Source organism: Pseudomonadota bacterium (assembly GCA_030775045.1).
Taxonomy (GTDB): domain Bacteria; phylum Pseudomonadota; class Alphaproteobacteria; order JALYJY01; family JALYJY01; genus JALYJY01.
Window position 1 is genome coordinate 3,505 of sequence record JALYJY010000019.1, and the last position, 16,707, is coordinate 20,211.

Genomic DNA, 16,707 nt, shown 5'->3' on the forward strand with positions numbered 1-16,707 from the left:
CCGCGGCGCGGATACCACGGGCCGGCGCATGAACACGGCATAGGTGACCGTGGCATCCCCGAACTTTTCCACAATCTGCCGCGTGCGCCGGAAATAGGCGTCCGTCCAGCGGGAGATCCCGGATTCAGGGGGAAAGGGAGGGGTTTTGCTCATGGACAGCCGATGGCTGGTTAGGGTTTGGGTTTTCCGTTTGGATCAGCGCGACCCAGATGGACCTGGCGGGCACCAAGAATACCACCAAAACTCCCTTTTGGGGACGGTAAAGGTGTTCCCCCTACAACCGGTGTGGCAGGATTTGGCGGCAGCGGCGGCGGAGGGATAATTCCTCCTTTCACCGGCCTGGGTACCATTCCGGCCATATCGAATTTCGGCCTGAAGGAAGGACTGAAAGGGTCGATGCCGAAAACGCCCATGTCCCGGTGTTCGTCTTCTTTCAACCCGGGGGGAAGACAAGGGTCAAGCGCATTGAGTAGCCGCAGTGTTTGCGTGATCTGCCTGATCAGTGACTTGCAGGCTTCACCGGTTACAGCCTTTGCGAGTCTGTTCCCCAGATCAAAACCATAGGTCAGAAACCAGATGAACCCGGCTGTCGCAGCCGGAGCAGCCAGATTCAGCGGTCCTTCAAGGCTGCCCTTCATTTCCTGCCAGGCCAGGGCCCGGAGAGAGAAATTTTTTCCCCGCAGGGTGGTTTTTCCAAGCATGTCTTCTTCTTTTTCCGCAGCTGCCCTTTCCCGGTCTGAAAGGGCAAAAATATTTGTTTTCTGACCCTGGTCCAGGAAAAGCTGCGGAGGTTCCATCTCACCTTCAGCTATTATTTTTGCCAGTTGCTCCCTGTAGATATCCCCTGCTGCCCTGAAAAGCCCTGCCGGATCCTGCTCAATGCAGGCTTCGATTCCGGACCCTACCAAGGCTGTTGCCCTGACCAGCGGATCTTCTGAGTCAGGCTCGAGGCAGTCAGCCTCCATAATATCACTTTCAGCAGGCTTCAGTGTGGCCTGGATATTTTGCCGTTCTTTTTCGACCCTGGCCAGAAGACTTCCCAGGCGTTCATCTTTATTGCCATCCTGCCGGGCCTGATGGATATCCGCTTCAAGCGCGGCCAGCTGCCCCGGATCACGGTCTTTTCCACCCAGCCATGCTCCCAGCCTTTTGGCAAAATCCACAGGCTGGCGATTCATCTTTTCCTGCGTCAGAGATGGGTTAGAAACATCTGTCTGTTCTGTCATGGTTCTGGTCCAGGTTTTCTGAAATAGATACAAAACACCATCTTCTGATTAATCCTTCCGGATGAAAGTAATCCAGAAAAAAGTGGAAAACCCCACAGGCACGGGGCCGGCAGGGTTATTTGCCGAACCTGAACAGGCTCCAGAGGTTGGCCCGGTGTGTTTCCGGCAGTTTTGCGGGGTCACAGCCCTCAAGATCTGCCTGGGCCGCACCTTTCCCGGCCGTGTACGAAGCGATGTTTCCTGCAGTTGTGACAGAAACATCATAAAATCCGAGAGCTTCCCTGTTGGCCACGAATGTACTGACAAAACCGGCGTTACTCTCCAGAAGACCCCTGCGATCGCTGATTCGCCCAAGAAGCCCGGATACTGTTTCACTTTTTCCGGCAGTTTTTCTGATATCGACCGCGGCGGCTTCCATAGCCCGGCCAGCATCTCCCAGCTTCTGTTGCGCGCCGGAAACAGCTTCCGGAGTCCGGGCAGCCTTCAGCGCCTCAAAACCCGCATCCATATCCTCGATACTGTCCCGCAGCCTGTCCGCAGCCGCCATTGCAGTGGAGGGCTTTTTCGGAGGCTTTTTCCCGGCAGGCGGGGCAACAGCCTCGCGAATCCCTTCTGCCGCTGCCTGTATGTCCTTCATGTCCCTCTGAATTTCAGCGAAAACGTCATTTCCGGTTTCTGCCTTTTTGACAAAATCCACCCAGGCTTCCCGCTCTCCCGTTGTTTTTGCCTTTGAAACCACCTCGTTCATGAATTTTGCCCGGGCATCGCTCCGGATCTGTTCCTGTTCTTTTATCTGGCGGTCAAAATGAAGGATGTCCCGCGCGGTTGCAGCGCAGATCCGGGTTTGCGGATCGCTGCTGGTCACATCGGTCTCAACAGCGACATAGCGTGGCGCTGTGACGCACCCCTCCGACAGGAGAAAAAACCCGGCACCCGTCATACACTGTAGGACAATTTTCCCGAACGATCGAGGCACAGCCTGTTCCTTTCTGCCCTGTTTTCCTGCACGGTATCGCCTTCCTGGTTTATTTTTGGTAAACGTGGCGTCAGTTTCCTGAACACAGTCCAGTGGGGCCGTCTCCATGCCTGCCGCCTATAAAATCATTGATCACGAATACGATGTCGTCGTTGTCGGCGCCGGTGGCGCGGGCCTGCGGGCCACGTTTGGCATGGCGGAAAAGGGGCTCAAGACTGCCTGCATCACCAAGGTGTTCCCCACGCGCAGCCATACGGTCGCGGCACAGGGCGGCATTTCCGCCGCGCTGGGCAATATGGGCGAGGACGACTGGCGCTGGCACATGTACGACACGGTCAAGGGATCCGACTGGCTGGGCGACCAGGATGCCATAGAATACATGTGCCGCGAGGCGATCCCGGCGATCATCGAGCTGGAACATCAGGGTGTGCCCTTCAGCCGCACCGCCGAGGGCAAGATCTATCAGCGCGCATTCGGGGGCATGACCACCAATTTCGGCCAGGGCCAGGCCTATCGCACCTGCGCCGCCGCCGACCGCACGGGCCACGCCATCCTGCATACCCTGTACCAGCAAAGCCTGAAGCACAGCGCCGAATTCTTCGTGGAATACTTTGCCATCGACCTGATCATGGATGACGAGGGCGTGTGCCGCGGTGTCATGGCCTGGAACCTGGACGACGGCACCTTGCACCGGTTCAGGGCGCACATGGTCGTGCTGGCCACCGGCGGATACGGCCGCGCCTATTTCAGCTGCACCTCGGCCCATACCTGCACCGGCGACGGCGGCGGCATGGCCCTGCGCGCCGGGCTGCCCCTGCAGGACATGGAATTCGTGCAGTTCCATCCCACCGGCATTTACGGGTCGGGCTGCCTGATTACCGAAGGTGTGCGCGGCGAAGGCGGATACCTCACCAACAACAGCGGCGAGCGGTTCATGGAGCGCTATGCGCCGTCGGCCAGGGATCTCGCCAGCCGCGACGTGGTGAGCCGCTCCATGACCATGGAGATCCGCGCAGGCCACGGCGTGGGTGTGCACAAGGACCACATCCACCTGAACCTGATGCATCTGGACCCGAAAATCATCCACGAGCGCCTGCCCGGCATCGCCGAGAGCGCCCGGATTTTCGCCGGCGTGGACGTGACAAAACAGCCGATTCCCGTCATTCCCACCGTCCACTACAACATGGGCGGTATTCCCACCAATTACCGGGGCGAGGTGATCCGCCCCACGCAGGATAATCCCGACGCGGTGATTCCGGGCCTGATGGCCATTGGCGAGGCTGCGTGCGTATCCGTGCATGGCGCCAACCGGCTGGGGTCGAACTCCCTGCTCGATCTGGTGGTGTTCGGCCGCGCCGCCGCTATCCGCGCCGCTGAAATCGTCAAGCCCGGCATGGCGCATAAAGACCTGCCGAAAGATGCAGGCGATCTGGCCATCGCGCGTCTGGACACGATGCGCCACGCGGACGGCGATATTTCTGTGGCCGCGCTGCGTCTGGAGATGCAGAAGATCATGCAGAACCACTGCGCCGTGTTCCGCACAGGCGACCTGATGAAGGAAGGCGTGGAGCTGCTGAAACAGACCTGGGCGAAACGCCTGCGGGTGAAACTGTCTGACCGGTCGATGATCTGGAACTCGGATCTGGTCGAGGCGCTGGAGCTGGACAACCTGATACTTCAGGCCATGGCCACCATCGTCAGCGCTGAAAACCGGAAGGAAAGCCGCGGCGCCCACGCCCACGAGGATTTCCCCGAACGCGACGACGAAAAATGGATGAAACACTCCACCGTGTGGGTGGATGACGCCAGCGGCAAGGTCACCCTCGGCGACCGCCCCGTGCACCTGTACACACTGACCGACGAGGTCGAGGCCATTCCGCCGAAAAAACGAGTGTATTAATTAAAAAGGCCAACACTCAATAGTTAATTAACTATTGAGTGTTATGGTCTGTCTCAGCTATTGAGTATTTATAGATCAGGAGAAGGTTTATGAAAAACAATGCCAGGGCCAGCTGGGCTCTTTTATTGTCTCTTGTGACGCCATCTGCTTTTGCGGAAGAGGCTATAGATAACAAATCCCTCTGTTTCCGCCTTGCTGAAAAAAATCTGACCCCCGAAAAAGGCAGGATTCAGAAGCTGGCTGCAGAGCTTTCCAAGCCTGTTATCAGCTGGGATATTCTGGGCAATCAGAAACGTCTGTCCACAGCGGTCCAGCTTTATTGTATGGCAGATAAAAATCCGGATGCTACTTCCCTGAAGGAACAACAAGTAAGCGGAGAACCAGCATCCCGGGAAAATATCGGTAAACTTCTTGTGGAATTCCTTAAAAGCTACAGAAATGCCGTCCTCAGAGGGGTAGACAACCGCTTTGGGGAGGCAGACAAGATCAGCTCCGTGCAACGGCTGACTGATAAAGATGCTGCATCCAGTGTTCAGGATATTAACCGCGGCGCATGTGGGGAACTCAAAATGCTGATGAACTGGGAGATGCTGCTGATTGAACAGAGCAGCCGCTATCAGCCGACTGATGCTATACGGAAACGCTGCACCACAACCTGGCAAACTGACTCTACCTATGTCGGCAGAATATTTCCCTTTTCATGGAAACCTCTCTGAAGCAGGCCGGTCTTGGCTCTGCGCCGAAGAAGAGGGTTTATTGAGATGAAACATGATTCTGAAAATACTGGTGGCGACAATCACCACGATGGGTTTTTCCTGCCCTGCGAACGCACAGGATGCAGGCGCAGCAGCCGCGCGCCTGAAGGAAATCCATAGAACGGTCATGGATCCGCAGCAGGTTTTCAGCATCAGGGTGACGCTGGCCGAGCTTGAAAAGCTGAAACAGGACATACCGGCCAGTGATATCGAGGCACAGGGAGAATTTCATTACCTCCAGGCCTTTGTCCTCTATCGGGCAGGGAAAATGGCAGAGGCCCTGCCCCACAGCCTCGAAGCTCTGCGCATCGACGACAAAAAACCATTCCTGACGGCGTACGAACGCTCCCGCTTTATCTACAGCATTGCCCGCCAGGCTGAAGACACCGGCCAATGGGGCACTGCCATCGAACATTACAGGAGAGCCATTCCGCTGTTCGACGCCGACCCTGAATTCGACGAGGACCAAAGGCTTGGCGCCCGGGAACGGCTCGGGTTCTGCCTTCACGAGGCCGGTCAGTACCAGGAAGCCCTGACCCTGAACAGGGAAATTCTCGCCAAAGGAGAAAAGCTGTTCGGCCCCGACAGTGAAAAGCTTCTGGTCGTCATCACCAATCTTTCACAGAACACATACATGCTGGGCCAGGCCGACGAATCACGGCGTTTTCTGGAACGCCGGCTGGCCATCGCGACGAAACACGATGACCAGAACCACGTGGATGACAGCCTGTTCCAGCTGGGCGTCCTGGCCTTTGAGCAGGGACATCCTGACGAGGCCGAAAAATGGATGAAACGCCGGCTGGACCTGGCCAGAAAAAGCGGCGATGACGACCGGATTGACAAAGCAGAGGAAGATCTGCAGATACTTTACAAAAAGATGGGACGCTCATGAAAAAATCTGCCGTTTTATTCAGTCTGGCCGCTGTCTTTTTCGCTGTCTGCCCGGGACAGGGCATCGCCGGGGAAAACGGCCCCGTTTACACCAGCCGCAAGCCGCCAGTGGTGAAGGAAAGCGCTCCCCCCTCACCTCCCCGGAACTATCCGGTGAAAGACTGCGACGTTGAAGTAAAGCAGAAAACAGAAGAACAGACGGCGCGGTACGGTGGAAAGCCCGGCGAGGAATCCCTGAAGTTCTTCCGCAAGGAATGCGAGGACGAAGTCACCCAGTATAATAAGATGAACGACGACAACGCAGTCTTTTACAAAAAACAGATGGCCGATTACGACGCCAGCCAGGGCCATGAAGGCGAACGGGTTGAAGGATACCGCAAGCTCTTCTTTGCCGAGGAAAAAGCGGCGAAAAAAGTGGCCGATGAGATTCTGGCAACGCCCGGCGTGTCGTTCAGAAAGGATGATATTGCCGATATCCGCATGCTGAAGGACAACGCACACCTGATGAAGGGAAAAACCTTCATCACCGAGGCGCGGCTGATCAAGCGCGTTTCCGAAACCACAGCCCTGTTCGAAACGGCCGGCTATACGACAGTTCAGGTGAAGGATATTCCTGTCACCCAGATGATTTCCGGCTCGGAATACATCGTTCTTGTGGGCGCCATTACAGGCAACGAGACCTACCACGATAAAACGATCAACAAGCCCTTTGACCTGCCCACCATCGCCTGGAAAGCCGGCCCGCCCTGCCGCGTCAGTCTGCCCGACGGGCTGGAGTCCCACTCGGCCCAGTGCCTCCCCATGGCCGTGATCCGCAAGGAATTGGGCCTCAGCCAGTAAAAGACCGCTCTCCACCCGGCCGCCGGCAGATCCTGATTCCTGTTTCCACAGGTTGCAAAACATTGTATATGCATCTTTTGGTAACTATCTGAAAACAATCAGGGGTAAATATGCCTGCCTTCATTTCCATGCGCGTGGCTGTTCTGCTGAAATTCCTGCTGGCATCCGGCATTCCTGCCGGGACCTCTGCCGCCCCTCCACTCAAAGTGGATGAGGAGATGCTCAAAAAATTCAGGAAAGACCAGCTCTGCAAAGATGGAAAGCTGGCCCTGGAAAAGAAAGGGAGCAATACGCAGGAAGAAGCCCTGATCACCTTGGCCCGGACATACTGCAAGAACCACGCACACCAGCCCGTTCAGGGAAACCCCGAGCGGGACACCGGGGCAGTCAACATGGAGAAAGTCGACCTGCCTGGCTGAGAACTGTCGACCAGGCTTTGGCTGAAAAACTTGAGGCGATGGATGGATATCTGAAAAAAAGAGAGGTGCCGCCCCCCGGAGAATATAACGAGGCCGAAAGAATGGCACAGGCGGACCGGAAAAAAGAGCTCCTTGAAAAAAACAAACACGCCGAAAGACTTGCCGCAGTCTGCGAGGATGTACGGAAGTTGCGCCCCTGGGTGCGCATTTTCAGACATGACGAAACCCAGCCGATAATAATATTGGGTGGAAAGAAGTGGACGCTGGAATCTTTTTCTGGCACCTGCTCTCCTCCCCCGGCCCCCTGATACCTTCTGTCCCGGGGCCCCCTTGCAAGCGGCGGGGAAAGGCCCCACATTCTTTTCTGCATCCCTTCTGGAATGCGATTGCACACCTGTGGATCAAGGCGACCTGTGCCTCTTGAGGGCAGGAAGCCGGCAGAAAGGACCTGACGATGGACTTCGAAAAATACACCGAACGCGCCCGCGGTTTTCTCCAGAGCGCCCAGGCGCTCGCCTTGCGGGAAGGTCATCAGCGGCTCACACCTGAACACCTGGCCAAGGTGCTTCTGGACGATACGGACGAAGGCCTCGCTGCCCGCCTCATTCAATCTGCTGGGGGTGATCCGAAGCGCCTGCTGTCCGCCATTGAGGGCGAGCTGAACAAAATTCCCAAGGTGGAAGGCGCCGGCGCGGGGCAGGTTTATCTCTCCCCCGAACTGGCGCGCATGTTTGAACGGGCGGAGGAGCTGGCCAAAAAGGCCGGCGACAGTTTTGTGCCTGTGGAACGTCTTCTCCTCGCCCTGTCCACCGGCGAGGCTTTCAAGAAAACCGGCGTGACGCCCCAGGCACTCAGCAAGGCCATCGACGATCTGCGCAAAGGTCGCACCGCCGATACCGCCGGGGCCGAAAGCGGCTATGACGCCCTGAAAAAATATACTCGGGATTTCACTGCGCTGGCCCGCGAGAACAAGCTGGACCCGGTCATCGGCCGCGACGAGGAAATCCGCCGCACGATCCAGGTGCTGGCCCGGCGCACCAAGAACAACCCGGTGCTGATCGGCGAGCCCGGCGTGGGCAAAACCGCCATTGTGGAGGGCCTCGCCCAACGCATTGTCAACGGCGACGTACCGGAAGGATTAAAGAACAGGCGCCTGCTGTCGCTGGACCTGGGCGCTCTGGTCGCGGGGGCCAAATACCGCGGCGAGTTCGAGGAGCGCCTGAAAGCCGTGCTGCAGGAAATCCAGGCCGCCGCCGGCGAGATTATCGTGTTCATTGACGAACTCCACATGCTGGTGGGCGCGGGCAAGGCCGAGGGGGCCATGGACGCCTCCAACATGCTCAAGCCCGCCCTGTCGCGCGGCTAACTGCACTGCGTCGGCGCGACGACCCTCGACGAATACCGCAAGCATATCGAGAAAGACGCCGCGCTGGCCCGCCGCTTCCAGTCGGTCTTCGTGGCCGAACCCAATGTGGAGGACACGATTTCGATCCTCCGCGGCCTCAAGGAAAAGTACGAACTGCACCACGGCGTGCGCATCACCGACGGCGCGATTGTGGCCGCGGCGACGCTGTCCAACCGCTATATCACCGACCGCTTTCTGCCCGACAAGGCCATCGACCTGGTGGACGAGGCCGCCAGCCGCCTGCGCATGGAAGTGGAAAGCAAGCCGGAGGAAATCGAGAACCTCGACCGGCGCATCATCCAGCTGAAAATCGAGCGGGAAGCGCTGAAAAAAGAGAATGACGAGGCCTCTCGCGACCGGCTGAAAAAACTGGAGAAAGAGCTGGCTGATCTGGAGCAGGAGTCCGCTGGACTGACCGCCCAGTGGAAGGCGGAAAAAGAAAAACTGTCGTCCGCACAAAAAATGAAAGAAAAGCTGGAGCAGTCTCGGGCGGAACTGGACCAGGCCCAACGCGCCGGGAAATGGGAACGGGCGGGGGAGCTCACCTACGTGATCATCCCGGGCCTGGAAAAACAGCTGGCCGAGGCGGAGAAGGAAGCCAGCAACCGCATGCTGAATGAAGAGGTGCGCGACGAGGATATCGCCGCGGTGGTCAGCCGCTGGACGGGTGTACCCGTGGACAAAATGCTCACCGGGGAACGGGAAAAGCTGCTCCACATGGAAGACCATCTGCGCACCCGTGTGGTGGGCCAGGACGACGCAATTATCGCCGTGTCCAACGCCGTCCGCCGGGCCCGCGCGGGCCTGCAGGATCCGCACCGGCCGCTGGGCAGTTTCCTGTTCCTGGGCCCAACCGGCGTGGGCAAGACGGAACTCACCAAGGCACTGGCCGGATTTTTGTTCGATGACGACCAGGCGCTGATCCGCCTGGACATGTCCGAATACATGGAAAAGCACGCAGTTTCGCGCATGATCGGCGCACCCCCCGGATACGTGGGATATGAAGAGGGGGGCGCACTGGCCGAGGCCGTGCGCCGCCGCCCGTACCAGGTGATTTTGTTCGATGAGATCGAGAAAGCGCATCCGGATGTCTTCAACGTGCTGCTCCAGGTTCTGGACGACGGCCGCCTGACCGACGGCCAGGGCCGCACGGTGGATTTCCGGAATACTCTCATTGTTCTGACCTCCAATCTGGGGGCCGAACATATGGCCGCTACCGATGCAGATCCAAACGATCCTGCGGTGCGGGACAAGGTGATGGAGGTGGTCCGCGCCGCCTTCCGGCCCGAGTTCCTCAACCGCCTGGACGATATCCTCATGTTCCACCGCCTGTCGCGCAAGGACATGACCAGCATCGTGGATATCCAGCTGAAGCGTCTGCGCGCCATGCTGGATGACCGCCATGTGGTGCTGGACGTCTCACCCGGGGCCGCCGCCTGGCTGGCTGAGGCCGGGTACGACCCTGTCTATGGCGCGAGGCCGCTGAAACGCGTGATCCAGCGCCAGCTCCAGAACCCGCTGGCCAACATGATCCTGGAAGGCAAGGTGAAGGACGGCGACACGGTGAAGGTGACCACCGGCGAACACGGCGACCTGCTGGTCAACGGCGTGGCGGTAGACACCCCCGCCAAAACCTCCACCCCACGGCCCGCCAGACGAACGGTGCATTAAAACCCCTCTCCCCACGGGAGAGGGGGGCACGCAGTGCCGGGTGAGGGCCGGTACAGCTTCATGGACCCTCACCCTCCCGCTGCGCGGGTCCCTCCCTCTCCCGTGGGGAGAGGGAATATCCAACCTGTTTTTACTTTCATGATTTCGGGAGTATGAATCCCGGATCATCCCTTAACCGGAGTTTTTTATGCCAGACGCCATGACCAGGACAGTAAGCCAGATAACCGTATTTTCAGGCGGGACAATCAGGTTTCAGGACCTGAAAAGAGCTTTTGCTATCGCAGCTGCAAATTCAGGACCGGAAAATATGGAACCAGCCCGGCAGGCGGGACTGGTTTTTGGCATGATCAATACGCATTTCGATCCTGAGTCTCCTGTTCCCGGGACCTTTCTGAATTATCTCCGTCCAGAAAGCCAGGATTTCACCGCTTTTGCCAAAGCGCTCATCGCTTTCACGGAAACGCAGACCGGTTTTCGCAAGGCCTGCGAGGTCATACCGTTCACCAAACTGCAGGAAACATTCCTGGATTGTGCCATGGCCTTCCTGAGGGGGACAGTCTATCTGAGCATACATGACAGCAGGCAGCTGGACATATACCTTCCCCCGGACAAGGCGCCTGACCTGAAAAAGCTGGCCAGCTTTGTGGACATGCTGGAAAGCCCGGATAATCCAATACCAACACCCGGCATAGAACAGGAAATACCAGCGCTCCGGAGAGCCCTGCGGGCCCTTGGCAAGGCCCATGCTGCGTATCACCGCTCTGCCCTGGGCCAGGCTGGTCATCCTGTCCCTGCATCCTTGCTGGACCCCCTGAAAGGCTCCACAATCACAAGAAACATGATCGGAAATTTCGCGGAAGGTCTTGAGAAATTCAGGAGAGATATTCTGGAATTTAAACTGCAGTCCCTGGAGAAAGACTTTGCTTTTGGAACGCTGAAAACCCTTTTCCTGGAAACGGCCAAAGAATATCTGGCCCAGGAAAATCCCGTCAGAGAACAAGGACAGGCCATTGCCCTGATTGCCAATCTTCCGGCCCTGCGACAGTATGTGACTGCTCCTGTGGAGGGGGATCCTGGCTATCAGGGCCAGGAACAGGACAGGCGCCTTGTCCGCGCGGGGCTGGATGCCATTGAGTATGCCGCGCAGGCCTATGGCCCGGCAGACCTGGTTCCCTCACAGCTGGCCATACACCTGATGGAAAAAGCTTATCTCCACACCTTGAACACACCCGTCGTCCTTGATACCGGACTGGCCAACTTCGCCAGCGAACTCCAGGCGGTAGCGGCTCCTGACGTGCAGGCAATCGAGGCAGGCACAAATGCGGCAGGCCGGCGGGTCTGGTCCGTTCCGGCCGCGGCCTGATCAAACTCCTGATCTGTATATAAAAAGACCCGGACCTCTCCCGGGTCTTTTTTTGCCTGCGGATCCGGCATTTTCCTTTTTCCACGTCTCCGGCACAGTGGTATCATGGAAGGCATGGTACCGGGAAAGTGCAGGACGTCATGATCCGTCAGTATGAACTGGTCGAGCGCGTCAAGGCCTATGATCCGTCGGCGGACGAGGCGCTGCTGAACCGCGCCTATGTTTTTTCCATGAAGGCCCACGGGGCGCAGACCCGCGCCTCGGGCGATCCCTATTTCTCCCACCCGCTGGAGGTGGCGGGGATCCTGACCCAGATGAAGCTGGACAGCGCGTCCATCATCACGGCCCTGCTGCACGACACGGTCGAGGATACGCTGGCGACGCCGGAGGAGATCGAACGCCTGTTTGGCCCCGAGATTGCAAAGCTTGTGGAGGGGGTGACCAAGCTGTCGCGCATCGAGATGCAGGGGGAACAGGCCAAACAGGCGGAAAACTTCCGCAAGCTGGTCCTGGCCATGTCCGAGGATATCCGCGTCCTGCTGGTCAAGCTGGCGGACCGGCTGCATAACATGCGGACCCTCCACCACATCCAGAACCCGGACAAGCGAAAGCGCATCGCCCGGGAGACGCTTGACATCTATGCCCCGCTGGCCGAGCGCATCGGTATCCACCGCATGAAGGACGAGCTGGAGGATCTGGCCTTCCAGCACCTGAACCCCGACGCGCGGGACAGCATCGTCTCCCGCCTCTCGTTCCTGCGGGCCGAGGGCAACAACGTGGTCCAGAAGGTGGTGGACGAGCTGGGAAAGACCCTCGCGGCACAGGGGGTCGAGGGCACGGTGACCGGGCGGGAAAAGGCCCCCTGGTCCATCTGGACGAAAATGCAGCACAAGGACGTGGCGTTCGAGCAGCTGTCGGACATCATGGCCTTTCGCATCATCGTCCCGTCCATCGAGCAGTGCTATCAGGCCCTGGGGATCATCCACGCCCGCTATCCCGTGATTCCGGGCCGCTTCAAGGACTATATTTCCACGCCCAAGCCCAACGGCTATCGCAGTATCCACACCTGCGTCATCGGGCCCGAGCGCCAGCGCATCGAGATCCAGATCCGCACCCGCGACATGCACGAGATCGCCGAGCTGGGGGTTGCCGCCCACTGGGCCTACAAGCAGAAGGACCACAAGGCCGACGGACGCCAGTACCGCTGGCTGCGCGAGCTTCTGGACATCCTGGAGCACGCCCAGAAACCGGAAGAATTCCTGGAACACACCAAGATGGAGCTGTTCCAGGACCAGGTGTTCTGCTTCTCCCCCAAGGGTGATCTGATCGCCCTGCCCCGCGGCGCGTGCCCCGTGGACTTTGCCTATGCGGTCCACTCGGGCATCGGTGACACCTGTGTAGGCGCCAAGGTCAACGGCCGTATGGTCCCCCTGCGGACCGAGCTGCACAACGGCGACCAGGTGGAGATTGTCACCTCGAAAACCCAGACCCCCTCCCCCACCTGGGAACGGTTCGTGGTTACCGGCAAGGCCAAGGCCTGTATCCGCCGGTTTATCCGCACCCAGCAGCGCACGGAATACATTGGCCTCGGCAAGGCCATGCTGCAGAAAATGTTCCGCCACGAAGGATACGAATTCACGGACAAGGCCATTGAAGGTATCCTGCGCAATTTCCAGGCCACCTCGGCGGATGATGTCTATGCCCACGTGGGATCAGGCCTGCACTCGGCCCGCGAGGTGTTCAACGCAGTCTTCCCGGGCCACCGGTCGCATGAGCCGGAAAAACCTGCCGCGCCGGAGCCATCACCCTCCGGCAAAAAGGACAGGAGTCAGGATACGGCAGGCGGCAAGGGAAGCCCGGTTGCCATCCGGGGCCTTATCCCCGGCATGGCAATCCATTACGCCCGCTGCTGCCATCCCCTGCCGGGCGACAGGATTGTGGGCATTGTCACAACCGGACGGGGCGTGACCATCCATACCATCGACTGCGAGACACTGGAGAATTTCGCCGAAACGCCTGAGCGCTGGATCGATGTGGGCTGGGATGTTCCGTCTGACGCGCAGGCCGCCAGCCATGTGGGCCGGCTGGATGTGGTCCTGGCCAACGAGCCGGGCAGCCTGGGAACCCTGTCGGTGGTGGTGGGCAAGAACGGCGGCAACATCACGAACCTGAAAATCACCAGCCGCAGCACGGACTTTTACGATATTCTGGTGGATGTGGACGTCAAGGACGTGCGCCATCTGGCCAATATCGTGGCCGCCCTGCGCGCCACGCCGGTCATCAACTCGGTCGAGCGGGTCCGGGGGCGGTAGACCGCGGAGAAGGGGCCCGGGGCGCCGCCGGACCCGGCGCTGGCGAAACCTCCGGCAGTGGCAACCGGGCAAAGCGCGCGATCAGCCTTTCACCGAAAGAGGCCTTTGGACTGGCAGGAACCAGCTGCATTTCCGCCAGTACTTGACGGGCCTCGGGAGACTGCTGCAGTGTCCCGTTGTCCATCCGTTCCTGGATTTTCCCTGTCATCGCTCCCAGAGCAATGGCGAAGCGGTGCTCATCTTTTTTGGCACCGGTCAGCACCTGCACAAATCCTTCCGCCGCCGCCTGCGGATCCCCGCGGGCATGGGCCAGAATTCCGGCCATGACCCCTGCGGTTATAGCGGTATGTCCGGCCAGATTCTGCCGGACCATGGCTCCCCGCGCCCGGGTCACCAGCTCCGTGAAGAGATCCCTTTCGGCAAGCCCCTTCAGGCCTTCCTCATAGGCTGCTTTTTCAGCGTCAGATAACTGGGTCTCACTTTCTTTCAGCATGTCCTGGAGCCCTGGGAGACTGGGGTATTCCAGTCTCCATCCTCCAGGAAAAGGCTTAAGGAAGACTTAAGGGGTGTTACAGTCCAGAAGGGTTTTCAGGACATGCAGGCGCAGGGCGCTGGCCAGGTTGCCGCCCGTGCGGGACCGATCCACCTCTCCCACCAGGACCGCCAGGGACAGACCCCGTTCCCGGGCCAGGGACTCCAGCACGCTCCAGAATTCCGGCTCCAGAGCCACGCTGGTGGCATGGCCGGACATGAGGAATGACTTTTTCTTCAAGCGATCATGTCTTCCGGCTTCACCCACTGGTCGAACTGTTCCGCGGTTAGCAGGCCCAGGGCCACACCGGCCTCTTTCAGCGTTGTACCCTCTTTATGCGCTTTCTTGGCAATTTTCGCCGCGTTATCATAGCCGATATGCGGGTTCAGGGCCGTGACCAGCATCAGGCTTTTGTACAGCGAGTCCCGGATCTGGTTCCGGTTGGCCTCGATCCCCGCCACGCAGTTGTCGGTAAAGCTGTTGCAGGCGTCGGCCAGCAGGCGGATGGACTGCAGCAGGTTATAGATCATCACGGGCTTGAAGACGTTCAGCTCGAAATGGCCGTTCGACCCGCCCACGGTGACCGCCATGTGGTTGCCCATCACCTGGGTGCAGACCATGGTCATCGCCTCGGACTGGGTCGGATTGACCTTGCCTGGCATGATGGAGGAGCCGGGCTCATTCTCCGGCAGCGAGATTTCGCCGATGCCACAGCGGGGGCCCGAGCCCAGCAGGCGGATGTCATTGGCGATTTTCATCAGCGAGCACGCCAGCGTGTTCATGGCGCCCGAGGCCTCTACCACAGCGTCGTGGGCAGCCAGTGCCTCGAACTTGTTCTCGGCCGTTACGAACGGCAGGCCGGTCAGCCGGGCCACATGGGCGGCGAATTTTTCGGCAAACCCCTTTTTCGCGTTCAGGCCCGTGCCCACGGCCGTGCCGCCCTGGGCCAGCTGCAGCAGGCGCGGCAGCACATCCTTCACCCGCGAGATGCCGTATCTGATCTGCGTGGCATAGCCGGAAAACTCCTGCCCCAGCGTCAGCGGCGTGGCGTCCTGCAGGTGCGTGCGGCCAATCTTGACGATGGACGCAAACGCCGTCACCTTTGTTTCCAGCGCCTTGTACAGGTGGCCGAGCGCGGGCAGCAGGGCGTGATGCAGTTGCTCCACTGCCGCGATGTGCATAGCGGTGGGGAAACTGTCGTTGGACGACTGACCCATATTCACATGGTCGTTGGGGTGCACGGGCTTCTTGCTGCCCATATCGCCGCCCAGAATCTCAATAGCGCGGTTGGAAATCACCTCGTTGGCGTTCATGTTGGTCTGCGTGCCCGACCCCGTCTGCCACACCACCAGCGGAAAATGATCCAGCAGGATACCGTCGATCACCTCGTCGGCAGCTTTGGCGATGGCATCGCCCAGCTTTTTGTCCAGGGCCCCCAGATCCATGTTGGCCAGCGCCGAGGCCTTTTTCTGGATCCCCAGCGCGCGGATCAGCGGAGCGGGCATCCTCTCGCCGCCAATCCTGAAATTCTGCAGCGACCGCTGGGTCTGTGCGCCCCAGTATCTATCCGCCGGAACATCGATGGGACCAAAGGAATCGGTTTCAGTACGGACGGGGGAACGGGATGTCATGATGATGCCTGTATGCTGGAGAATCCGGTGATTTTTCTAGCACACAGTAAAAATACGGCAAAGGGGTGGGCTTTCCGGATTATCCCCTCACATGCCCGTCACCCAGAACGACGTTCTTGTACGTGGTCAGCTGCTCCAGCCCCACCGGTCCGCGGGCGTGGAGACGCCCTGTGGCAATGCCGATTTCCGCCCCCATACCAAACTCGCCGCCATCCGCGAACTGGGTCGAGGCGTTGTGCATGACAATGGCGCTGTCCACCTGTTGCAGAAATGTATCGGCGGCGGCAGGCGAAGATGTCACGATGCTGTCGGTGTGGTGCGATCCATAGCGTTCGATATGAGCCACAGCCCCGTGAACACCGTCCACAACTTTCACAGCGATAATGGCGTCCAGATATTCGGTTTCCCAGTCACTCTCCGCGGCGGGCCTGACGCGTGGATCAACGGCACAGACCTGCTCGTCTCCACTCACCTCGCACCCCGCGTCCAGCAGCATTGTCACCAGGGGCGCCAAATGGCTCCCGGCGCAAGCGGCGTCCACCAGCAGGGTCTCGGCGGCGCCGCAGATGCCCGTACGGCGCATCTTGGCATTCAGAACGACATTTTTGGCCATACCCAGATCGGCCATCCCATCCACGTACACGTGATTGTTGCCGTCCAGATGGGCCAGCACCGGCACGCGGCTTTCCTGCTGTACACGTGCGATCAGCGACTTGCCGCCGCGAGGAACGATTACATCTACATACCGGTCCAGACGCAGAAGCTCGCCTACCGCCACACGGTCCG

15 protein-coding genes and 1 pseudogene are annotated in these 16,707 nt (G+C 59.3%); 9 read left to right on the forward strand and 7 right to left on the reverse strand.

Annotated elements, in window-relative coordinates; genetic code table 11:
• The 3 genes from M3O22_02860 to M3O22_02870 form a co-directional block, all read right to left on the reverse strand.
• A partial coding sequence (locus tag M3O22_02860; protein MDP9195699.1) for a nicotinate phosphoribosyltransferase occupies positions 1-153 on the reverse strand: 153 nt, incomplete at its 3' end.
• Between the two features lie 17 nt (positions 154-170).
• Positions 171-1,178 carry a hypothetical protein gene (locus M3O22_02865; GenBank protein MDP9195700.1) on the reverse strand — a complete coding sequence of 336 codons (1,008 nt, stop codon included), beginning with the start codon at positions 1,176-1,178 and terminating at the stop codon, positions 171-173.
• A gap of 163 nt (positions 1,179-1,341) precedes the next feature.
• Positions 1,342-2,202, reverse strand: coding sequence for a hypothetical protein (locus M3O22_02870; GenBank protein ID MDP9195701.1), 861 nt, complete (start codon positions 2,200-2,202; stop codon positions 1,342-1,344).
• A 106-nt stretch (positions 2,203-2,308) separates the two neighbouring features.
• On the opposite strand from M3O22_02870, the gene sdhA reads away from it, so the two are divergent.
• The 9 genes and pseudogenes from sdhA (at position 2,309) to M3O22_02915 (ending at position 13,758) form a co-directional block, all read left to right on the forward strand.
• Positions 2,309-4,102 (forward strand): succinate dehydrogenase flavoprotein subunit, encoded by a 1,794-nt coding sequence (gene sdhA, locus M3O22_02875; GenBank protein ID MDP9195702.1) that lies wholly within the window; start codon positions 2,309-2,311, stop codon positions 4,100-4,102.
• An 89-nt stretch (positions 4,103-4,191) separates the two neighbouring features.
• Positions 4,192-4,818: a hypothetical protein gene (locus M3O22_02880; protein ID MDP9195703.1), complete on the forward strand. Its 627-nt coding sequence runs from the start codon at positions 4,192-4,194 to the stop codon at positions 4,816-4,818.
• A gap of 52 nt (positions 4,819-4,870) precedes the next feature.
• Complete coding sequence (locus M3O22_02885; protein MDP9195704.1) at positions 4,871-5,749, forward strand: tetratricopeptide repeat protein; 879 nt, start codon at positions 4,871-4,873, stop codon at positions 5,747-5,749.
• Positions 5,746-6,588 (forward strand): hypothetical protein, encoded by an 843-nt coding sequence (locus M3O22_02890; GenBank protein ID MDP9195705.1) that lies wholly within the window; start codon positions 5,746-5,748, stop codon positions 6,586-6,588. The genes M3O22_02885 and M3O22_02890 overlap by 4 nt, the downstream gene beginning before the upstream one ends.
• Positions 6,589-6,698: 110 nt before the next feature.
• Positions 6,699-7,007, forward strand: coding sequence for a hypothetical protein (locus tag M3O22_02895; GenBank protein ID MDP9195706.1), 309 nt, complete (start codon positions 6,699-6,701; stop codon positions 7,005-7,007).
• A 17-nt stretch (positions 7,008-7,024) separates the two neighbouring features.
• Positions 7,025-7,315 (forward strand): hypothetical protein, encoded by a 291-nt coding sequence (locus tag M3O22_02900; protein MDP9195707.1) that lies wholly within the window; start codon positions 7,025-7,027, stop codon positions 7,313-7,315.
• Between the two features lie 146 nt (positions 7,316-7,461).
• Positions 7,462-10,083, forward strand: a pseudogene (gene clpB / locus M3O22_02905) (ATP-dependent chaperone ClpB).
• Between the two features lie 307 nt (positions 10,084-10,390).
• Positions 10,391-11,446 (forward strand): hypothetical protein, encoded by a 1,056-nt coding sequence (locus M3O22_02910; protein MDP9195708.1) that lies wholly within the window; start codon positions 10,391-10,393, stop codon positions 11,444-11,446.
• Positions 11,447-11,586: 140 nt separating this feature from the next.
• Entirely contained in the window at positions 11,587-13,758 is a 2,172-nt protein-coding gene (locus tag M3O22_02915; GenBank protein MDP9195709.1) for a bifunctional (p)ppGpp synthetase/guanosine-3',5'-bis(diphosphate) 3'-pyrophosphohydrolase, read from the forward strand.
• Here the strand turns inward: M3O22_02915 and M3O22_02920 are convergent.
• The 4 genes from M3O22_02920 to M3O22_02935 all read right to left on the reverse strand — a co-directional run.
• Positions 13,727-14,251 (reverse strand): hypothetical protein, encoded by a 525-nt coding sequence (locus M3O22_02920; GenBank protein ID MDP9195710.1) that lies wholly within the window; start codon positions 14,249-14,251, stop codon positions 13,727-13,729. The two genes, M3O22_02915 and M3O22_02920, sit on opposite strands and share 32 nt — an antisense overlap.
• Before the next feature lie 66 nt (positions 14,252-14,317).
• Complete coding sequence (locus M3O22_02925; protein MDP9195711.1) at positions 14,318-14,509, reverse strand: ribbon-helix-helix domain-containing protein; 192 nt, start codon at positions 14,507-14,509, stop codon at positions 14,318-14,320.
• A gap of 17 nt (positions 14,510-14,526) precedes the next feature.
• Positions 14,527-15,921: a class II fumarate hydratase gene (fumC, locus tag M3O22_02930; protein ID MDP9195712.1), complete on the reverse strand. Its 1,395-nt coding sequence runs from the start codon at positions 15,919-15,921 to the stop codon at positions 14,527-14,529.
• A 79-nt stretch (positions 15,922-16,000) separates the two neighbouring features.
• Positions 16,001-16,707 (reverse strand): glutamate-5-semialdehyde dehydrogenase (locus M3O22_02935; protein MDP9195713.1); only part of this gene is annotated, 707 nt, incomplete at its 5' end.